This is a genomic window from Halorubrum sp. AS12 (assembly GCF_051122765.1).
GTDB classification, from domain to species: Archaea; Halobacteriota; Halobacteria; order Halobacteriales; family Haloferacaceae; genus Halorubrum; species Halorubrum trapanicum.
This window is the reverse complement of the sequence record NZ_CP185385.1, coordinates 2,404,711-2,423,185: the sequence shown is the minus strand read 5'-3', so window position 1 is coordinate 2,423,185 and position 18,475 is coordinate 2,404,711. Positions and strand designations below refer to the sequence as shown.

General features: G+C 70.9%; 18 protein-coding genes and 3 pseudogenes. 12 read left to right on the top strand and 9 right to left on the bottom strand.

Going from position 1 to position 18,475, the window contains the following annotated elements; all coding sequences use genetic code 11:
• Positions 1 to 140: 140 nt before the first annotated feature.
• Positions 141 to 1,775: pseudogene (locus tag ACODNG_RS12345) on the bottom strand (potassium channel family protein).
• Between the two features lie 157 nt (positions 1,776 to 1,932).
• On the opposite strand from ACODNG_RS12345, the gene ACODNG_RS12340 reads away from it, so the two are divergent.
• The 4 genes from ACODNG_RS12340 (at position 1,933) to ACODNG_RS12325 (ending at position 4,004) form a co-directional block, all read left to right on the top strand.
• Positions 1,933 to 2,331, top strand: coding sequence for an ArsR/SmtB family transcription factor (locus ACODNG_RS12340; RefSeq protein WP_434521551.1), 399 nt, complete (start codon positions 1,933 to 1,935; stop codon positions 2,329 to 2,331).
• Positions 2,328 to 2,606, top strand: coding sequence for a DUF7521 family protein (locus tag ACODNG_RS12335; protein WP_434521550.1), 279 nt, complete (start codon positions 2,328 to 2,330; stop codon positions 2,604 to 2,606). Before ACODNG_RS12340 ends, ACODNG_RS12335 begins: the two co-directional genes overlap by 4 nt.
• 65 nt (positions 2,607 to 2,671) lie before the next feature.
• A complete protein-coding gene (locus ACODNG_RS12330) occupies positions 2,672 to 3,373 on the top strand; it encodes a helix-turn-helix domain-containing protein (protein WP_434521549.1) in 702 nt (233 codons plus the stop codon).
• A gap of 85 nt (positions 3,374 to 3,458) precedes the next feature.
• The gene (locus tag ACODNG_RS12325) at positions 3,459 to 4,004 is read left to right on the top strand and encodes a DUF1684 domain-containing protein (protein WP_434521548.1); all 546 of its coding nucleotides are present in this window, start codon (positions 3,459 to 3,461) and stop codon (positions 4,002 to 4,004) included.
• Positions 4,005 to 4,112: 108 nt separating this feature from the next.
• Here the strand turns inward: ACODNG_RS12325 and dpsA are convergent, their stop codons facing one another.
• Complete coding sequence (dpsA, locus tag ACODNG_RS12320; RefSeq protein ID WP_434521547.1) at positions 4,113 to 4,661, bottom strand: DNA starvation/stationary phase protection protein DpsA; 549 nt, start codon at positions 4,659 to 4,661, stop codon at positions 4,113 to 4,115.
• Between the two features lie 206 nt (positions 4,662 to 4,867).
• Between dpsA and ACODNG_RS12315 the strand changes: the two are divergent.
• From ACODNG_RS12315 to ACODNG_RS12300, 4 genes and pseudogenes are all read left to right on the top strand, one after another.
• A pseudogene (locus tag ACODNG_RS12315) lies at positions 4,868 to 5,570 on the top strand (DUF7384 family protein).
• 24 nt (positions 5,571 to 5,594) lie between these two features.
• Positions 5,595 to 6,518 carry an A/G-specific adenine glycosylase gene (locus ACODNG_RS12310; RefSeq protein WP_434521546.1) on the top strand — a complete coding sequence of 308 codons (924 nt, stop codon included), beginning with the start codon at positions 5,595 to 5,597 and terminating at the stop codon, positions 6,516 to 6,518.
• A 74-nt stretch (positions 6,519 to 6,592) separates the two neighbouring features.
• Positions 6,593 to 6,992 (top strand): annotated as a pseudogene (locus ACODNG_RS12305) (DUF5778 family protein).
• Between the two features lie 35 nt (positions 6,993 to 7,027).
• Positions 7,028 to 7,675, top strand: a complete 648-nt coding sequence (locus ACODNG_RS12300) for an alpha/beta hydrolase (RefSeq protein ID WP_434521545.1) — start codon at positions 7,028 to 7,030, stop codon at positions 7,673 to 7,675.
• Between the two features lie 4 nt (positions 7,676 to 7,679).
• Here ACODNG_RS12300 and ACODNG_RS12295 read toward each other — a convergent pair whose 3' ends face one another.
• From ACODNG_RS12295 to ACODNG_RS12270, 6 genes are all read right to left on the bottom strand, one after another.
• Positions 7,680 to 8,009 carry a transcription factor S gene (locus ACODNG_RS12295; RefSeq protein WP_434521544.1) on the bottom strand — a complete coding sequence of 110 codons (330 nt, stop codon included), beginning with the start codon at positions 8,007 to 8,009 and terminating at the stop codon, positions 7,680 to 7,682.
• Positions 8,010 to 8,411: 402 nt separating this feature from the next.
• Positions 8,412 to 9,455 carry a putative sulfate/molybdate transporter gene (locus ACODNG_RS12290; RefSeq protein WP_434523097.1) on the bottom strand — a complete coding sequence of 348 codons (1,044 nt, stop codon included), beginning with the start codon at positions 9,453 to 9,455 and terminating at the stop codon, positions 8,412 to 8,414.
• A gap of 143 nt (positions 9,456 to 9,598) precedes the next feature.
• A complete protein-coding gene (locus tag ACODNG_RS12285) occupies positions 9,599 to 10,273 on the bottom strand; it encodes a hypothetical protein (protein WP_434521543.1) in 675 nt (224 codons plus the stop codon).
• Complete coding sequence (locus ACODNG_RS12280; RefSeq protein ID WP_434521542.1) at positions 10,270 to 11,145, bottom strand: hypothetical protein; 876 nt, start codon at positions 11,143 to 11,145, stop codon at positions 10,270 to 10,272. Before ACODNG_RS12280 ends, ACODNG_RS12285 begins: the two co-directional genes overlap by 4 nt.
• A gap of 94 nt (positions 11,146 to 11,239) precedes the next feature.
• Entirely contained in the window at positions 11,240 to 12,076 is an 837-nt protein-coding gene (locus tag ACODNG_RS12275) for an RAD55 family ATPase (protein WP_434521541.1), read from the bottom strand.
• Between the two features lie 3 nt (positions 12,077 to 12,079).
• On the bottom strand, positions 12,080 to 13,165 hold the full coding sequence (locus ACODNG_RS12270; protein ID WP_434521540.1) for a beta-ribofuranosylaminobenzene 5'-phosphate synthase family protein: 1,086 nt from the start codon (positions 13,163 to 13,165) through the stop codon (positions 12,080 to 12,082).
• Between the two features lie 168 nt (positions 13,166 to 13,333).
• Here ACODNG_RS12270 and hemC point away from each other — a divergent pair, with 168 nt between their 5' ends.
• The 4 genes from hemC (at position 13,334) to ACODNG_RS12250 (ending at position 16,878) form a co-directional block, all read left to right on the top strand.
• The gene (gene hemC / locus ACODNG_RS12265) at positions 13,334 to 14,536 is read left to right on the top strand and encodes a hydroxymethylbilane synthase (RefSeq protein ID WP_434521539.1); all 1,203 of its coding nucleotides are present in this window, start codon (positions 13,334 to 13,336) and stop codon (positions 14,534 to 14,536) included.
• Complete coding sequence (cobA, locus tag ACODNG_RS12260) at positions 14,529 to 15,446, top strand: uroporphyrinogen-III C-methyltransferase (RefSeq protein ID WP_434521538.1); 918 nt, start codon at positions 14,529 to 14,531, stop codon at positions 15,444 to 15,446. The genes hemC and cobA overlap by 8 nt, the downstream gene beginning before the upstream one ends.
• Positions 15,443 to 16,219 carry a uroporphyrinogen-III synthase gene (locus tag ACODNG_RS12255; RefSeq protein WP_434521537.1) on the top strand — a complete coding sequence of 259 codons (777 nt, stop codon included), beginning with the start codon at positions 15,443 to 15,445 and terminating at the stop codon, positions 16,217 to 16,219. The genes cobA and ACODNG_RS12255 overlap by 4 nt, the downstream gene beginning before the upstream one ends.
• 257 nt (positions 16,220 to 16,476) lie before the next feature.
• Complete coding sequence (locus ACODNG_RS12250; protein WP_434521536.1) at positions 16,477 to 16,878, top strand: hypothetical protein; 402 nt, start codon at positions 16,477 to 16,479, stop codon at positions 16,876 to 16,878.
• A gap of 52 nt (positions 16,879 to 16,930) precedes the next feature.
• On the opposite strand, the gene ACODNG_RS12245 is transcribed toward ACODNG_RS12250, so the two are convergent.
• The gene (locus tag ACODNG_RS12245; RefSeq protein WP_434521535.1) at positions 16,931 to 18,259 is read right to left on the bottom strand and encodes a 5'-deoxyadenosine deaminase; all 1,329 of its coding nucleotides are present in this window, start codon (positions 18,257 to 18,259) and stop codon (positions 16,931 to 16,933) included.
• Positions 18,260 to 18,475 lie beyond the last annotated feature (216 nt).

The following is an 18,475-nucleotide window of genomic DNA, read 5'->3' as shown; positions in this document are numbered from 1 at the left end:
TCCCTGGTCTTTCATACGGATACGAACAGCCAGCGAATACTTGAAGTGTTCGACTCGTCCCGGCGGGGAACGGCGGCGCGAGCGGGACCAGCGCCGCGAGCCGGCCCGGGCGAACGCGCGCTCAAAGCGAAGACGGACGCTCAGGCGAACGAGCGCTCGAACGCGCGGACCCCCTCGTCGGTGCCGGCGACGACGAGCTCGTCGCCGCGCTCGACCCGCGTCTCCGGGCCAACGTCCGTGACGAGCTCGTCGCCCCGCTCGATCGCGATGACGGTACAGCCGGTCGTCTCGCGGACGGCCGCCTGCCCGATCGTCCGGCCGACCAGGGCCGGCGTCTCGCTCCGGACGACCTCGACGTGCGTGTCGAGCGAGAGCACGTCCCGGTCGGCGAGCACGGCCGAGGCGGACATCCGCCCCGTCACCGTCGAGAGGGAGAGGACGTAGTCGGCGCCGGCCCGGTGCGATCTTCGGCACGCTCTCGGGGTCTTCGACCCGCGCGAGCAGCTCGACGTTCGGCGCCAGGTCCCGGGCCACGAGTGTCGCGAACTCGGCGGTCGTGTCGTCGGGAAGCGCGAGGACGACGGTCCGAGCGTCCGCGACGCCGGCGTCCCGCAGCGTCTCCGGGTCCGTCGCGTCGCCGACCACGTCGATCGCCTCGCCGTCGTCGCGGTCGACGACGGTCACCGGAAGGCCGGCCGCTTCGAGCGCGTTCGCGACGGTTTTTCCGACCTGTCCGTACCCGACGACGACCGTCTCGCCCGCGCCGAACCGCCGGGCCGCCGAGTTGGTCAGATCGACGAGCTGCTCCACCTGTGTCTCGGTTCCAGAGACGAGGAGGACGGTCCCGGCCGACAGCGTCGCGTCCGGCGGCGGCGCCGCCTCGAACGCCCCGTTGAACCACGCGCCGATCACGTCGACCCCGGTGCGCTCGCCGATCCGGCTGCCGGCGAGCGTCGACCCGGCGAGGCCGCTCCCGTGGTGGACCGAAATCTCCACGATCCGCAGGTCTCCGACCGCGACCGCCTCGTCGAGGTCGGTCCGCACCGCCGTCGTCACCTTCGAGGCGAGGCTCTCGCCGAGCAGCGACCGCGGGGAGAGCACCTCGTCCGCGCCGGCGAGGCGGTGGTAGCGCTCGCGGGTGGAGTCCTCGACGACGCTTATCGCGCGGACATCCGTCGAGAGCTCCTTCGCGGCGAGGACGATACTCGCGTCCACCCGGTCGGAGACGTCGGTCACGAGCGCGCGCGCCGACCCGAGGCGGGCGCTTTCGAGCCCCGCCGTCGTCTCGGGATCGGCCCGGATCACCAGGTGACCCGCCTCGTACAGCGCCAGCGCCCGGTCGGGGTCGGGTTCGACGACCACGTACGGAACGTCCTCCGACTCGAACTCGTCGAGGAGCGCGTCGGAGCGCGTGGTGTCGGACGCGACCACGACGTGTCCCTCCATCTCCGTCTCCAGCGACCGGGGGACGGTCGTCGAGAACGCGGATTCGAGAAGCGGGGTCGCGACCACCGGGAGCGCACCGATGAGCAGCATCATCCCGATCAGGTCCATCACGGCGACGAACGCGTGTATCTGCTGGCTCTGCCACGACGACGAGTCGCCGCCGAAGCCGGTCGTCGTGAACATCTCGACCGCGAACTGGAACGACTCGATCAGGGTCCGGGGTCGCTCTCGTACACGCGCATTCCCCACCGGTAGGCGATGGCGGTGAACGTGAGCATGACGCCGAGAAAGACCGCGTACAACACGACCCGCCGCTTCCACGTGTCCATCGAGGCTCGCTACGCCGCGGCCGTACAAAAACGGGCGGACTCGTGGGGTCGGGTCCGGAGGTCCGATCCGGTCGGCGTTCGACAGCCGACGGAACCGACCGGAGTCTCGTCGGACGGAAGTTCGATGGTTTAAGTTTCGGGGGCCGAACCGTCACGCATGGTGCGGGACCCGTCGCGAGACCCGGAGCCCCCGTCGGTCGACGAGGTACTCGACGCGCTGGCCGACGACGCGGCCCGTCGGATCGTCGCGGCGCTCACCGAGCCGAAGACCGCGAGCGAGCTCTCCGAGGAGTGCGACATTCCCCTGTCGACGACCTACCGGAAACTGGAGAAGCTCACCGACGCCTCCCTGCTGTCGGAGTCGACCGACATCCGGCGGGACGGACAGCACACGACGCGGTACTCGGTGTCGTTCGACGCCGTCACCGTCTCGGTCGACGACGGCGCCGAAAGCGACGCGGACCGCCGCGAGTTCGACGTCGAGTTCTCCCGACCGGAGCGGACCCGAGACGAGCGACTGGCCGACCTGTGGTCGGAGCTACGAGAGGAAACATGAACCCGTACATCGACCTGACAATCATCGTCGCAAAGACCGCCATCCTGGTGCTCGGTGGCAGCATCACCTACTACGCGCTCCGCGCGTACGACCGGACCGGCGACCGGTCGCTGCGAGAGCTCGGCGTCGGCTTCGGCATCGTCACCGTCGGTGCGCTGTTGGGCGGCGTCTCCCACCAGATCATCGGCGCCGACCTGGCGGTCGGCATCGCCATCGACGGGCTCCTCACGTCGGTCGGGTTCGCCGTCATCGTCTACTCGCTGTACCTGGAGTAGGGTCCGGCGCCGTCGACGCGCAACGAACGGTAGCCTTTTGCGGCGCTCGGCCGTCGATTCACGGCATGAGCGACGCACGCGAGGAGCTCTCCCGCCGGATCGCCGGCGAGATAACGCTGAGCGACGACCCCGGGGCGACCCTCCGGAAGTGGCGGACCGACTTCGATGTCTCGCAGACGGAGCTGGCCGACCAGCTCGGCGTCTCCTCGTCGGTCGTCTCCGACTACGAGAGCGGCCGCCGCGAGAGCCCGGGCATCGGGGTCGTCCGCCGCACCGTCGAGGGACTGCTCGACATCGACGAGCGCCGCGGCGGCGGCCGGCTCCGGCAGCACGCCCGGGTGCTCTCTGCCGGGTTCGACAGCGATATCGTCCACGACCTCCGCGAGTACTCGACGGCGGTCCCCATAGAGGAGTTCTACGAGGCGATGGGCGCGACGGAGATCGTCCGCGGCGACCACGACCACGTGAACGGCCACACCGTGATCGACTCGATTCAGGCGATCACGCGGCTGTCGAGCGAGGAGTTCTACCGCCTGTACGGCCAGTCGACGAACCGCGCGCTCGTGTTCACGCGCGTGACCCGCGGCGAGTCGCCCCTCGTCGCGCTGCGGGTGGTGAGCCCGACGCCGAACGCGGTCGTGCTCCACGGGATCGAGGACGGCGACCTGTGGGACCACGCCGCCGACCTCGCCCGCGTCGACGGGTTCTCGCTGGCGAGGTCGAACCGCGACCTCGACGACTGCCTCGCGGACCTCCAGGCGCTGTGAGGTCGCCGCCACCGATGCGCCGCGCCGCGGCTCCGCCGGCGACCGAACCGCGGGCCTGAAACCGCGGGCGCCCGTCGGACCGTCCATGAGCAAGGATTACGCCGAGCGGCTCCGCGCGAACCGCCGGGAGAAAGACGAGTTCTTCGCCGAGCACCAGCAGTTGCCGATCCCGCCGGAACACCGCGACGCGTTCGACGGGCTGGACTACTTCCCGCCCGACCCGGACTACCGGGTCGAGGCGACCGTCGCCGTCCACGACGAGCCGGAGCCGGTCGAAATGGAGACGACCGCGAGCAACCCGGTGCGGTACCTCCGGATCGTCACCTTCGCGTTCGAGGTCGACGGCGAGGAGCACACGCTCGCGGGGTACCGACAGGAGGGCGACGACGGCGCGGTCTTCGTCCCCTTCCGCGACAAGACGACCGGGCAGCAGACGTACCACCAGGGCCGGTACATGGAACTTGCGCCCGAGCGAGACCTCGCCGACGGCGACACCGTCACCGTCGACTTCAACCTCGCGTACAACCCCTTCTGCGCGTACAGCGAGACGTTCTCCTGTCCGCTGCCGCCCGAGGAGAACTGGCTGGAGATCGTGATTCCCGCCGGCGAGCGGACGCCCGACCTCGACTGATCTGGATCCAGTTAGACGGAGACGCTGCTGGCGCTCTTTGGGATCGGAGTTCAGTCGAAAAAGCGGTCAGCGTGCGAATCGCCTCGGAGTCGGCCCGCCGCGGTCGGCCTATTCGAGCGTCTCGCTCGTGACGAGCGTGTCGTCTTCGAGGTAGTGCTCGATGTGGTGGCCGTGTTCCTCGACGTCTTCGAGTATCTCGCGGAGCAGTTCCTCGGTGTTGTAGTCGCCGAGGTTGTTGGCGAGCTGGATGTGCTCGCGGAGCTGCTCGGTGATGTCGCCGAACATCTCGAGGTCGTGTTCCAGCGACGTGCGGATGTCGTAGGCGTCGGCGTCCTCGGGGGTCACCGGCGCGTGCTCCTCGTAGTTCGCGCCGCCGGAGAGCGGCACGCCGCCGAGCGCCTGCGCGCGCTCCGCAAGCACGTCGGCTCCCTCTTCGAGGTCGGCCGCGACCTCGCCGAGGTACTCGTGGATACCGAGGAACTCGGCGCCCTCGACGAGCCAGTGGTGCTTTTTGATCTGGTGGTAGAGGACGTACGTCGCCGCGAGGTCGCTGTTGAGCGCGTCGACGAGCTGTTCGGCCTTCTCCTCGGGGACGCGGAGCGCCTCGCTCTCGTGAACGTCGCCGTACCGTTGACGGGCCTGCTTGTGGGTACTCATTTCAATTATACATACGCGCGCGACCTACTTAATAGTCCCCACTCTGAAAACTACTCTTTCAAGATTAATAAAATCATTTTCTACAGATTGCTGATGGCTTCGCCCCACGACAACACAGACGACGTTCTGCCGAGACCGTGAGGTGAGCGGGACGCGATCAACTCCCGGTCGTAAGGAGGATACGCTCACGGCACCGACCGACCGACATGACCTTCGCCGACCTGTTCGAGCGCGCGGCCGCGCTCGCCGGCGACCTCGACGAGGTGGACGTGCGACGCGCGCTCGACGACGTGCGATCGGGAGCGACCCCGGACGACAATGTACGATCGGGATCGACCCCGGACGACGGCGACGTCGCCGCCAGCGACGCCTCCGCCGACGGCGACGAGGCGGTCACCGACCCCCTCGACCCCAGTCCGGCCCGGGTCGTCGCCGACGCGGACGCGCTCGCGGCGGACCTCCTCGTCGGCGGGACCGCCCGCGACGCCCTCGACGCCCTCCGGTCGCACGCGTGGACGACGCTCGTCGCCAGCGATCCGCTCCTCGACGACGCCGAGGCGGCCATCGCGTCGCTGTCGGACCCGGACCTGGCGGCGGACTGGCGGGCCGCGATCGAGGCGTGGCGCGAGCCGGTCGCGCAGCCCCCGGGAGACCACCCCGCGCTGGCGTCCGCGTACCGGGGCGGCGCGATCGGAGATCGTGAGCCTCGACCCCTCGCTCACCGGGCCAGGGGCCGCCGCCGGCCTGCGCGACCGCCTGCCCGTGAGCGTCCGGGAGCCGCGGGCGTTCGCGACGGTGTTTGACCCGGCGAAGCTGTACCCGGAGGCGGTCGGCGGCGAGTATCCCGGTCCCGACCGCGACCCGCGGACGATGGCGGCGGTCGGCGCCGACGGGGACCAGCACGGATAAACCGTAGCCGGCCGGACCGGAGATATGACCGACGCGGAGAGCGCCTCCGAGCTCCCGGCCGATCTCGACGCGGTCCGCGACGCACTCGTCGACTGGTACGAGGCGGACCACCGCGAGTTCCCGTGGCGCCGCACCGACGACCCCTACGAGATCCTCGTCAGCGAGGTGATGAGCCAGCAGACCCAGCTCGACCGGGTCGTGCCCGCGTGGGAGGACTTCCTCGCCGAGTGGCCGACGACCGCCGACCTGGCCGCGGCCGACCGCGCCGACGTGGTCGCCTTCTGGTCGGACCACTCGCTCGGGTACAACAACCGCGCGAAGTACCTCCACGAGGCGGCCGGGCAGGTCGAAGCGGAGTTCGGCGGGTCGTTTCCGGAGGATCCCGAGGGCCTGAGCGACCTGATGGGCGTCGGCCCGTACACCGCCAACGCGGTGGCGTCGTTCGCGTTCAACAACGGCGACGCCGTCGTCGACACCAACGTGAAGCGGGTGCTGTACCGCGCGTTCGACGTCCCGGACGAGGACGACGCGTTCGAGCGGGTTGCCTCCCGGCTCATGCCCGCGGGCGAGTCGCGGGTGTGGAACAACGCGGTCATGGAGCTCGGCGGCGTCGCCTGCGGGAAATCGCCCCGCTGCGACGAGGCGGGCTGCCCGTGGCGCGAGTGGTGTCACGCCTACCAGACGGGCGATTTTACCGCACCCGACGTGCCCGAGCAGCCGAGCTTCGAGGGGAGCCGCCGGCAGTTCCGCGGGCGGATCGTCCGCCTCCTCGGCGAGCACGACGAGATGGAACTGGACGCGCTCGGCCACCGGATCCGCGTCGACTACGCGCCCGACGGCGAACACGGCCGGGAGTGGCTCCGCGGGCTGGTCGACGATCTCTCCGACGACGGGCTGGTTGAGACGGGGACCGACGGGGACGAGGCCGTCGTCTCGCTTCGCCGCTGAGATGCGGCGCTTTCCGGGGTCGGTCCGCCGCGGGAACCGTCACCCGTTTGTAACCGGAGTTGGAAGGAAGACGCATGAGCGAGACCGTCGATTCGGACCTGTACACCCGCACGAAGGCCCTGCTTGAGCCGGGCGACATCGAGCTGGTGGGCTGTATCGTCCACACTGACCTCGACGGCCAGCAAGACCTGGAGATCGCACGAGCTGACGGTCGCCACCAACGAGGTCATCGCCGACCACGCGGGGAAAGGCGAGACGTACATCGAGGCGGGCAACGACGACACGAACTTCTCGTCGAACCAGTTCCAAGGACTCACGCTCGACGGCGAGGAGTTCGTCTGGGAGTGCCAGCAGCTGCTGCGGGACGGCGCCTTCGACATCGTGTTCTACTACGAGGCGAACGTCGACCAGGAGGCGCTCGCGGCCGACCTCGAAGCGCTCGACAACGTCGACCGCGTGACGCAGGTCCCGTGAGCGGGAGCGACGGCGAGGCTCGAGATCCGACACCAGTGAGCGACACCGTCCTGATCCCCGGCGGCCGCGACGTGCGCGCCACCCTCGACACCGCCGCGAGCGACGGGGTCGAGGTCGGCTCCGAGGACCCGCCCCGCGCCGAGACGGTCGTCGTCGCCTGCCCGCCGCACCCCCAGCAGCGCGGGCACCGCGGCGACGAGCGGCTGGCGGCCGTGAGCGACGCCCTGACCGACCGCGGAATCGACTGCCTCCGGTTCGACTACGGCGACTGGGACGAGGGGTACGGCGAGACCACCGACGCGGACGCGGCGGTCGGCTGGGCGCTCGACCGCTACGACCGCGTCGGCCTGTTCGGCTTCTCGTTCGGCGGCACGGTCGCGCTCGTCGCGGCCGCGTCGCGGCCCGAACTCGCTGGCGTCTGCGCGCTCGCCCCGACCGCGCGGCTGAACGACGATGTTGACGCGGTCGCCGCGCTCGACGAGGTGGTCCAGCGCGGCGTGCCGGTCCGGGTCCTGTACGCGACGCGCGACTCGACGGCCGACTGGAGACCCGTCGTCGAGCGCGCGGAGGAACTGGGGATCGAGACGGTCGCGTTCGAGTCCGACCACTTCTTCGTCGGGCGGAGCGGGGAGGTTGGCGAGGCGGCCGCGAGGTTCCTCGGAGCGCGGCTCAGCGGGGAGTGACGGCTCAGTTGTAGCCGCGCCAGCGGTGGCCGCACTCTTTACATTTAAAGAATCGCGTCGGCGGCTCGTCCGCCGCGCCGGTCTGTTTGATCGTGTACCACGCCTCGCCGTGGCCGCACTCGTCGCAGACGATATCGTTCGCGGTGGGTTTCCCCTCGAAGTTCGCGCCCTCCTCCGTCTCGATCACCTCCTCGCCGGTCTGTTCGGTCGTCGACTCGAACTCGGCCGCGAGCTCCTCGTCGCGCTCGGCGGTGCCGCCGCAGTCGTCGTTCTGACACACCATCTCCCCGTCGCGAGAGACCATCATCGAGCCGCAGTCGTCACAGAACTGCATATACGTGTTTGATACGGCGTCGAGCGGTTTAGGTCCGGTGGGTACGGTCGAATACGTGGTGTGACGTGAGGAAGGCGTTTTCCGAGTGTTCGGTGTTATTGGATGATCGCCGGCGAACACCTCCAAAGCCCCAGCCGCGAGGACTCGGGGGCCTCGCTGCGGTCCTCAGTCGCTCGCGGTACTCGCTCCCTGCGGTCCTTGCGTCGGCCGCCTTCGTCCTCGCGACTGCCCCTTTGAGTCCCACCCGACCGCAACCGCACAGCGCCTCACGCCTCCCCAGCCTCGTCGCTGGCGGCTGGCGCCGCCAGCGACTCCCTCGCGCGTTCGACTCGCGGCCTGTCGGCCGCTCGCAGGCACGCGCCACCGCAGTTTTACTGGTAAATAAGCTGTCATCCCAGCGGCTTAGTCGTTCGCACCGACCCGCTCCCACGCGAGGTGGACCGCGATCCCGACGACGAACGCGACGCCGAGGTTCGTCGCGAGCGCGAGGAGACCGATGCCGACCGAGAGCACGCGGTTCCCCGAGTCGGTGACGTTGCGCGCCAGGGAGACGGCGACGATCGCGAGGAGGGCGCCGAGCATCGCCAGCGGGAACGCCGCGATCAGCGCGGGCGTGGCGAACAGGGCGGCGACGAGGTAGCCGGCGCCCAGCACGACGTTCGCGCCGCCGGTGCGCGCGCCGAACGCGTGTTTGCCCGCCACGCCGTCGCACCCGTGACACATCGGGATCCCGCCGATCGGCACCGCGATCAGGTTCGTGATCCCCATGCTCGTCGACAGCTCGTCCGGCGTCACCTCGGCGTCGAGCAGGTCGGCGAAGAGGAGCGAGGTCGCCAAGGCGGCGTTCCCGATGGTCATCGCCAGTTGCGCGACCACGCCGTCGAAGGCCGCGCGCGTGAGCGCCGCACCGAACGCCGGCGTCGGGGGCGCACCGGGAAGGCGAGGGGTCGGTACCCCGGCGACGACGAGCGCGGTCGCGACGCCGACGAGCGCGACGGCCAGCGCGCTCGCCTTCCCGCGGCCCGCGAGTGCGAACGCAGCGGCGATACCGACTCCGACGAGCGCCACGACCGGGTCGTCGACCGCGAGTCCGATCCCCGTCTCCAGCAGGACGAGTCCCACCGCGAACTGGACGCCGCGGATCACCGGCTCGCCGATCCACCGCTCGACGTACGCGAGCGTCCCCGTGACGCCGATCACGAGCAGGATGACGCCGAGGATCACCCCCGCGAGCGCGAGCTCGGCGTAGGTGAGCGCGCCCGCGATAGCGAGCGCGGCCAGCGCCTTCATCGGCTCGACCGACACCGGCAGCCCGTAGCGGACCCCCCAGACGATCTGGAAGACCCCGAACGCGACGAGCGCGTGTGGGAGCGACACGTCCGTCAGCAGCGCCAGCGCGACGACGAGCGGGACAACCGTAATCGAATCCCCTATCGCGCCGGTGATCGCTCCCGGCCCGAACTCGACGGATTCGACCGTCTCTCAAAACGGATCCAATCACGGGACACGCGCTCTATCGCCCGAGTGCGCTTGAACGTGTTCAGAAATCTCTCGCGGTCACGCGCGGGACTCGAAGAAACGTATTCCGGTTATTCCTCGTCGAACGCGGGGTCCTCCGCGTCGACCATCGGGCAGTTCCGGACCCGGAACCGGGAGAAGTCGACCGACTCGACGATGTCGGTCCCCTCGTGGGTACACGCGGTCTCCGGGGGCGCCGAGAAGTGCGGGCACTGCTGACAGTAGCTCCGCTTGTCGACCACGCGCTCGTCACCGCCCGCGCCGGCTCCCGCCCCCGGTCCGCCGAACCCCGTCGCATCGCCCGGGTCGACGCGAGAGCCGCTTCCGGCGTCGAGATCGGTCGCGTCGGCGCCGACGGACGACTCCTCGTCGAGCGCCGCCCACACGTCCTCCTCGCCGACGTCGCCGACCTCCATCGACTCGAACGGGTCCTCGTCGGCGGTCGCGTCGTCCGCGTCGGCGTCGATCTCGGCGAACGGGTCGTCCGCCGGTGCGGCCGGTTCGGGATCTGCGTGGGACGACGCGTCCGCGGCCGCGTCGGTACCCCCCTCGTCGCCCCCGTCGACCCCGTCGCCGAGCGCTGCGAAGGGGTCGTCGACCGCGCCCGCATCGTCGGCGTCGGGCTCCGCGAACGGACCGTCGGCGTCGTCGCTGGACTCTTCCCCGAACACCTCCTCGTCGAACGGGTCGTCCGGCACGTCGTCGCCGTCCGGCCGGTCGCCGTCCGGTCGGTCGCCGTCGCTCATCGATCGTCCCCGTCGGGTCCGCCGTCGCTCGCGGCGGTTCCCGTCCGGTCGGTGGTCCGGCTCATCTCGTCGCGGTCGCCGTCCGCGATGTCGCCGTCGATCGCCGGCCGGTCGGCGACGAGCAGCCGCGACGTGCCGAGGAAGCCCGTGTTCGGCTCCAAGTCCTCGAACCGCCGCCCGCAGTGGGGGCACTCCGGCGTCGACAGCAGCCCCAACTCCACGCCGCCGCCGCAGTGGTCGCAGTCCGCGCTCCGGACTCCGTGTCGGTTCGCCGTCCGCGTCAGCGCGTCCACGCGCTCGCGGTCGGCGCGGTCGCGCTCGGCCGCGTCGAGCCGTCGTTTGACCCTGACGACCGCGCTCGCGACGCGAGAGAGCTTGTCGTCGATTTCGGTCAGTTCGTCCGCGGAGATCCCGGCGAGGTCGGACTCGACGCCGTCGAGTCTGGCGTCGAGCGCGTCGAGTCGGTCGCCGAGGTCGCCGACCCGATCCGAGGAGGGGGCGTCGGCGACCGCCGCGTCGAGGCGGTCCAGTCGGGCGGCGACCTCTTCCAGTTCGTCGGCGAGGTCGTCGAGGCGCGCCGCGTCTGCTGCGGCCGCCCCGTCACCGTCGCCTTCCGCAGCGGCGTCGAGCGACTCCACCTCACGGTAGAGGTCGATGAGCCGCTCTCGGAGATCCGTGATTTTCTCGTCGACGTCGTCGTCGAGGTCGTCGAGGCGCGCCTCGATCGCCGCCACCTCCTCTGCGTCGGGGACGTCGATCCCCTCGGACTCCGCGAGCGCGACGAGCGCGCGCTTGAGGAGCTCCTCGCGGCTCACGCCGGCGTCCTCCGCGGCGGCGTCGAGGGCGGCCGCCGCCGGATCGAGGTCACTCATCGCGGATCCTCCGTCATCTACGTGTGGTTGCGGGGCGAGGCTTAAGTAACCTGTCGCGCCGTTCTCCGGATCGATACTCGGCGTTAGGCCCGCGTTACCGAATCTTCCGAACGTCGCTGATGTCGAACCCTCCCTCGTGGATCTCGGTCTCGAAGCGGACGATGTTCTCGGCCTCCAGCCGGGAGAGCACGCCGCGGAACTCGCGGACGAACATGGTCCGAGCGCGCTGGGAGCCGCCGCTCTCCCACGAGAACTGGAGCGTCCCGCCCGCCGCGTCCATCAGAGTGCCGAACTCGCGGTCCCGGAGCGCCTCGGTGTTCACCAACACGAGGACGAGGGCGTCCCACTCGTAGGCGGCCTTCTTTAACCCCTTCATCACCATCGCCACGTCGCTCCAGTCGGTGTCGTCGGAGACCATCGAGACGAGGTCGGTGACGGAGTCGATGGAGACGAGGCTCCCCTGCCCGTGTTCCGAGAGGTAGTTGCCGAACGCGGTGAGCACGTCCTCGTACTCGCCTCGCTCGCCGAGTTCGGTGATCGAGGCCGTCTCCGTCTCGTACCAGTCGCGCGGCACCGGCGACAGCTGGAAGTACTCCGGCGAGAGGTCGCGGAAGGAGATTTCGTCGACCGCCGCGTCGACGATTTCGTCCGCCATCGTGTACTCCATCTCCCGGGTGATCGCCCCGGTGTCGGCGGTAAAGGAGATGTAATGGACCGACTCGGGCAGGCTGGCGTCGGCGTCGATGTCGCCGTAGTAGAGGTCGAACAGCTCCTCGTCGGCGCCCGCTAAGGCGTTCATCGCGGCGCTGGTGTAGCAGAACTCCCGGGCGCCCGCGCCCGCCTCGCCGGCGAGCAGCACGACGCTTCCCGGCGGCGCCCCGCCGCCGAGGATCGAGTCGAGGCGCGCGACCCCGAACGGAAGACTGGACATGGCTTACGCCCCGTCGCCGCGAGGCTTAGTGTTACCCCTCTCGGGGTCGCCCGACGGCGAGCAGGACCCACCTTCGGCGTCGATTCGCGCGCCCTCGTTCGCCGCCCGGACGACGGCCACCTCGCCGCCGACGCCGGCCGCGTCGAGCGCGCGCTCGCCGGCCTCGGCCGCCGCGTCCGCGTGGTCCGCGTCGGTGACGCCGTACACCGTCGGTCCCCACGAGGACTGCCCGGCGCCGAACACCGGAGAGGCGCCCGACAGCGACGCGACGACCTCGCCGACCGGCGGTCGGTACACCCCGCCCTGCTCGTCGGCGTACCACGCGCCGTTGAGCCGCCCGATCTCTGCGACTGCGGCGCCGAACGTCTCCGCGTTCCCCGTCGCGATCGCGGGAAGGACGCGTCGGGTGACGATCCCGCCGATCCGGTCGGCGATCCCCGGCTCCGCGCGCTCGACCGCGGTCCGCATCGCGTCGTCCTCGGCCGCCCCGCTTCGGCCGGCGTCCGCGTCCGGCTCGACGAGCAGGAACCGCCAGTCGTCGGGGACGGCGTGGCGCGCGGCCACGGGCGGGACAGTCCACTCGCCGTCCGCGGGGCGGTCGGTGGTGAAACGGGCAGTCGGGTGCCCGGCGTCGAGGACGAAGCCGCCCCTCTCGAACGTCGCGACGCCGACGCCGGAGCGCCCGCCGCGGCCGAGCGCCGGGGCGCGCTCGCGAACCCGGGCCGGCTCGCCATGGGCGGTCGCGACCGCCGCGAGCGTCGCCGCCGCCAGCTGCGTCCCGCTGCCGAGACCGGCGTGGCGGGGGAGCGACTCCCGGACCGTGATGCGGGCGCCGTCGACGCCGAGCAGATCGGTCGCCGCGGACGCGTACTCGTAGATGTCGTCGCGCACGGTGGGGATGGAACCGGCCGGGTCGCCCGCGGCGGATCCGGTCTCGACCGTCACGCTCACCTCCGGGACCGGTTCGGCATCGACGACGACCCGCGGCGCAGCGAGTCCGACGCCGAGGGCGCCGTACAGCCGCTCGTGCGAGAGGCTGAGGTTACAGAAACCGAAGTGGAGCCGCGCCCCGGCGCTCGCGCGTGCCATAGTCGTCTCCGGTTTCGGGACGGACTGATAAAGGGTGCGTGACCGTGGCGGGAGTTGCCCCGGAAGCCGCGCAGGGGCGGGAGCGGACCGGATACCCCATCTCGCGGTCGCGGTCGCCGAGGCGACCGAACTGGTGCGCTTTTGAACGCGGGGGACCTCGGATCGCGTATGACCGAAACGCTCAGGCTCGCGACCCGCGGGTCGGACCTGGCCCTCCGACAGGCCGAGACCGTCCGCGAGGCGCTGTCGAGCCGGCGCCGCGACGTCGAACTCCGGCAGGTGGAGACGCGCGGCGACCAGATCCCCGACGAACTGATCCACCGCCTCGGGAAGACGGGCGCGTTCGTGCGCGCCCTCGACGAGGAGGTACTCTCCGGCGACGCCGACCTCGCGGTCCACTCGCTGAAGGACCTCCCGACCGAGGAGATGGCGGACCTCGTCGTCGCGGGCGTCCCCGAGCGCGCGCCCTCCGGCGACGTGGTCGTCCACCCCGACGGACTCGGCATCGAGGATCTCCCCGCGGGCGCCGTCGTCGGCACCGGCTCGCTCCGTCGCGGCGCACAGATCCGGGCGGCCCGCCCCGACCTCACCGTCGAGCCGATCCGGGGCAACGTCGACACCCGGCTGGAGAAGCTGCTCGCGCCCGGTCTTCAGGCCGAACACGAGCGACGGCTGATCGCCGCCGGCGAGGAGAGCACGCTGACCGCGGAGGGCGGCGACGCGGACAGCGAGGGCGACGAGAGCGACGAGGGTGACGCGGGCGACGAGGGCGACGCGGACAGCGAGGGCGACGAGAGCGACGAGAGCAGTGAAATCGACGAGGAGTTCGACCGCAGCGTCGAGGAGTGGTTCGACTCGCTGTCGGACCTCGAACGCGCCGCGATGGAGCGGAAGGCCGAGACCGAGTACGACGCGGTTGTCCTCGCGGAGGCCGGGCTGCGCCGCTCGAACCTCTTCTACGAGGTGGAGACGACGCGGCTCCCGCGCGAGGAGTTCGTCCCCGCGGCCGGGCAGGGCGCCATCGCCGTCACCGCGAGCGACCCCGACGTGATCGAGGCGGTCCGCGAGGCGGTCGACCACCCGCGGACCCGCGTGGCGGTCACCGTCGAGCGGACGGTCCTCGGCGAGCTCAACGGGGGCTGCGTCGCGCCGATCGGCGTCTCGGCGCTCGTCAAGGGCGAACACGTCCACGTCCGGGCGCGGGTGCTCTCGACGGACGGCACCGAGGAGGTGGTGGACACCCGCGACCTCCCGATCCGGTCGCACGCGACGGCCGCCGCGGAGTTCGCCGCGGACCTCGCGGACCGCGGCGCGGACGACCTGATCGCCGAGGCGCGCGACGAGGCCGCGGAGGCGGGGACAGATGACTGAGGGCGGTTCCGGCACCGGGGCGGGACCCGGATCGAACGCGGACGAGCCGCCGACTCGCGGCCGCGACGATCGGGTCGGCACCGTCTTCCTCGTCGGCTCCGGCCCGGGCGACCCGGACCTCCTCACGGTGAAGGCGAAGCGGCTGATCGAGTCGGCCGACGTGGTGCTTCACGACAAGCTCCCCGGGCCGGAGATCCTCGGCGAGATACCCGAAGCGAAGCGCGAGGACGTGGGGAAACGCGCCGGCGGCGAGTGGACGCCCCAGGAGTACACCAACCGGCGCATGGTCGAGCTGGCCCGCGAGGGGAACCGCGTCGTCCGGCTGAAGGGCGGCGACCCGTTCGTCTTCGGGCGCGGCGGCGAGGAGGCCGAGCACCTCGCAGAGGCGGGAATCCCCTTCGAGGTCGTCCCCGGCGTCACCTCGGCGATAGCCGGTCCTGCGGTCGCCGGCATCCCGGTGACCCACCGCGATCACGCTTCCTCGGTCTCGTTCGTCACGGGCCACGAGGACCCGACGAAGGAGGAGTCCGCGGTCGACTGGGACGCGCTCGCGGCGACCGGCGGGACCATCGTCGTGCTGATGGGCGTCGGCAAGCTGCCGGCGTACACCGCCGCGCTCCGCGACGCCGGACTCGACGACGACACCCCGGTCGCGCTCGTCGAGCGCGCCACCTGGCCCGACAGCCGCGTCGCGACCGGGACGCTCGACACCATCGTCGACGCGCGCGACGAGGCGGGGATCGAACCCCCGGCGATCACCGTCATCGGCGACGTGGCCGCCACGCGCGACCGCGTCGTGACCTTCCTCGAAAACGCCGGCTCGGCGCCGGTTCAGTCGGCGAGCGAGGGGGACGAGTCACCGGAAGAATCGGAGGGCGGCGCCCCGACAGACGGGGGTGACGGGACGTGAGCGAAGGCGGGTCGCGCGGGCCGCGCGTGGCCGTCTTCCGCCCCGACGACGAGCGGATCGAGTCGGCGGTCGAGCTGCTCCGGTCGCTCGGCGCGGAGCCGGTCGCCGATCCGATGCTCGAGGTCGAGCCGACGGGCGCCGTCCCCGCCGACGCCCCGCTCGTCGTGCTCACCAGCAAGACCGGGGTCGAACTGGCCGCCGAGGCCGGCTGGGAACCCGGAGACGCCGACCTCGCCGCCATCGGTCCCGCGACCGCCGCGGCCGCCCGCGAGGCGGGCTGGAGCGTCGACGTCGTCCCCGAGGAGTACACCTCCGCCGGTCTCGTCGCGGCGCTCGAACCGCGCGTCGCGGGCGAGCAGGTCGCCGTCGCGCGCTCGGACCACGGCAGCGACGTCCTCCTCGACGGCCTGCGCGAGGCCGGTGCCGACGTGACGGAAACCGTGCTGTACCGGCTCACGCGACCGGCCGACGCGGGCGACTCCGCCGAGTCGGCCGCCGCGGGCGACCTCGACGCGGTCGCGTTCACCTCCTCGCTGACCGTCGAGAACTTCCTCGCGGCGGCCGAGGACCGCGGCGTCGACGACGAGGCGCGCACCGGGCTGGCGGACGCGGTCGTCGGCACCATCGGCCCGCCGACCGCGGAGACCGCCGCCGACAACGGCGTCGCGGTCGACGTGGTCCCCGATGAGGCGTCGTTCGAGGCGCTCGCGACCGCGGTGGTCGACGCGCTCGACGACGAGGCCGCGGACGACCCCGACACCGGCCGAAGGTAACCTGGTTCGGACCTCTCCGCCGTCGCCGTCGCCGTCGGCGGGAGTACCGTCCCGTTGGAGCAACAGATCCACACGCCGACGGCGGATCCCAAATATCTCGGCCGAAAACCATAGCGAATGCGTCCGTCGACGATCGGTCGGAGACCTCCATATCGTTTCCTTTCGCGCGATCTGGGCGTTCGACGTGTTTTCCACAGAATACCAGATATGATATTTTGAAACGCGGCTTTATAATCAGGAGCGTGATATCGAAGAGCATGGAACCGAGCGAGCGCTGGCTGCTGCGGGTCGAGGACGACGTCCTCGTCGTCGAGTTCCCCCACGGAACTGGACTGAGCCCCGCGGACGGCGAGGCGCTGCTCGATCGGTGGCGGAGCGCGACCACTCCCGGCGAGGTCGAGGCGGTCATTATCATCGTGCGGACGAGTCGGCCGTGTTCGGACGCCGGGCGGCGGGCGCTCCGCGAGTCCGCACAGATCGCGGTCGCCCGCGGCGTCGACCGCTTCGCCGTCGTCGGCGAGCGCTCGAAGCGGCGGTACCTCAAGCGGACTATCGACGTCGAGGACATCGAGGTCGAGGCGTTCAACGACCCGTCGGTCGCCGCGACGTGGGCGTCGTCCGTCGACACCGACTCGTCGTCGATCGAGACGACGCTGTGAGACCGGCGCGTCCGCACTTCTCTCCTCCTCGGTCAGTCGGACCGTCGCCGATTCAGACCGGCGCGTCCGTCTCGATCCCGGCCTCTTCGACGACGCGCTTCGCCTGGCGAGTGGCGCGCTCCCGGACCGCGGCGGCGTCGATTCCGACGTGCTCGCCGTCGGCGTAGCGGACCTCGCCGTCGACCATCGCGAAGACCACGTCGTCGCCGTGGGCCGCGTACACCAGGTGCGAGAGCGGGTCGTGGAGCGGCGTGGCGCGGGTCAGGTCGGTCGTGACCCCGATCACGTCCGCGCGCCGGCCCGCTTCGAGCGTGCCGAGCCGGTCGAAGCCGGCGGCGCTGGCGCCGTTCTCCGTCGCCATCTCCAAGACGGTCCCGGCGGGGAGCCGGGTCGGGTCGCGGGCGTCGACCTTCCCGAGGAGGCTCGCCTGCCGCATCTCCGTGAAGGCGTCGAGCGTGTTGTTACACGGGGGGCCGTCGTTGCCGAGCGCGACCGTGATCCCGCGGTCGAGGTAGTCCTGAACCGGCGCGATCCCCGAGGCGAGCTTCATGTTCGAGGAGGGGCAGTGGGTGACGACCGTGTCCGTCTCCGCGAGCACCTCGCGCTCGCGCTCGTCGGTGTGGACGCAGTGCGCGAGCGTCACGTCCGGACCCGTCAGCCCCACCTCGTCGAGCCAGAGGACGTTCCGTTTCCCGGTGTCGGCCTCGACGGTCTCGATTTCGTCTTCGTTCTCGCTGGCGTGGGTGTGGATCGTCACGCCGTCGTAGCGGTCGGCCAGCTCGCGACAGCCGCGCAGGCACTCTTCGGTACAGGTGACGGCGAACCGCGGCGTGACGGCGTAGCGGACGCGGCCGTCCGCGGCGCCGTGGTACTCCCGGATGAGGGACTCGCTCTCCGCGAGCGCGGCGTCGGTCTCCTCCAACAGGCCGTCCGGCGAGTCGCGGTCCATCAGCACCTTCCCGAGCCGCGCGCGGATCCCCGTCTCGATCGCGGCCTCGAACGCCTCCGCGGCGTGGTTCACCGAGAGGTGGTCGACGACGGTCGTCGTCCCCGATTCGAGACACTCTAAGTATCCCAACTCGGCCGCGGCCCGGGTCGCCTCGGCGTCCATCGCCGCCTCCATCGGGAGCACGGCGTCAAACAGCCAGTCGAGGAGGGCGTCGTCGTCGGCGATCCCCCGACCCAACGACTGGACGGAGTGAACGTGGCCGCCGACGAGACCGGGCGCAACGATGTCGAACGCGCGTCGCTCGTGGTCGGGGTAGCGCTCGCGGAGGGCAGTCTCTTCGCCGACCGCGGCGATCGTTTTCCCCTCGACGACGACGGCGCCGTCGGGGATGACGGTCTCTGAGTCGGCGACGACGGTTCCGGCTATCAGCATGTCCGTCCGTTCCTGACGGTCGACCGGTAAGAGGCTGTCCGTTCGCGGCCTCTCTATTCCGTTCTTCGGTGCTGCCGAGCGACAGCTGGGGAGACAGAGGATCAGCCCACCGACAGCGACGCGATATTTAAACCCGGGTGAGCGGCCGTGATGATTGCTTATAAATGCCGGTGCGGTGGCGCGTGCCTGCGAGCGGCCGCCTTTGGCGGCCGCGAG

Excerpts from the sequence above, each read along its gene's own strand:
- ACODNG_RS12340 (WP_434521551.1), top strand. The coding sequence starts at position 1,933 with ATGGTGCGGGACCCGTCGCGAGACCCGGAGCCCCCGTCGGTCGACGAG.
- ACODNG_RS12335 (WP_434521550.1), top strand. The coding sequence starts at position 2,328 with ATGAACCCGTACATCGACCTGACAATCATCGTCGCAAAGACCGCCATC.
- ACODNG_RS12330 (WP_434521549.1), top strand. The coding sequence starts at position 2,672 with ATGAGCGACGCACGCGAGGAGCTCTCCCGCCGGATCGCCGGCGAGATA.
- ACODNG_RS12325 (WP_434521548.1), top strand. The coding sequence starts at position 3,459 with ATGAGCAAGGATTACGCCGAGCGGCTCCGCGCGAACCGCCGGGAGAAA.
- dpsA (WP_434521547.1), bottom strand. The coding sequence starts at position 4,661 with ATGAGTACCCACAAGCAGGCCCGTCAACGGTACGGCGACGTTCACGAG.
- ACODNG_RS12310 (WP_434521546.1), top strand. The coding sequence starts at position 5,595 with ATGACCGACGCGGAGAGCGCCTCCGAGCTCCCGGCCGATCTCGACGCG.
- ACODNG_RS12295 (WP_434521544.1), bottom strand. The coding sequence starts at position 8,009 with ATGCAGTTCTGTGACGACTGCGGCTCGATGATGGTCTCTCGCGACGGG.
- ACODNG_RS12285 (WP_434521543.1), bottom strand. The coding sequence starts at position 10,273 with ATGAGCGACGGCGACCGACCGGACGGCGACCGGCCGGACGGCGACGAC.
- ACODNG_RS12280 (WP_434521542.1), bottom strand. The coding sequence starts at position 11,145 with ATGAGTGACCTCGATCCGGCGGCGGCCGCCCTCGACGCCGCCGCGGAG.
- ACODNG_RS12275 (WP_434521541.1), bottom strand. The coding sequence starts at position 12,076 with ATGTCCAGTCTTCCGTTCGGGGTCGCGCGCCTCGACTCGATCCTCGGC.
- ACODNG_RS12270 (WP_434521540.1), bottom strand. The coding sequence starts at position 13,165 with ATGGCACGCGCGAGCGCCGGGGCGCGGCTCCACTTCGGTTTCTGTAAC.
- hemC (WP_434521539.1), top strand. The coding sequence starts at position 13,334 with ATGACCGAAACGCTCAGGCTCGCGACCCGCGGGTCGGACCTGGCCCTC.
- cobA (WP_434521538.1), top strand. The coding sequence starts at position 14,529 with ATGACTGAGGGCGGTTCCGGCACCGGGGCGGGACCCGGATCGAACGCG.
- ACODNG_RS12250 (WP_434521536.1), top strand. The coding sequence starts at position 16,477 with ATGGAACCGAGCGAGCGCTGGCTGCTGCGGGTCGAGGACGACGTCCTC.
- ACODNG_RS12245 (WP_434521535.1), bottom strand. The coding sequence starts at position 18,259 with ATGCTGATAGCCGGAACCGTCGTCGCCGACTCAGAGACCGTCATCCCC.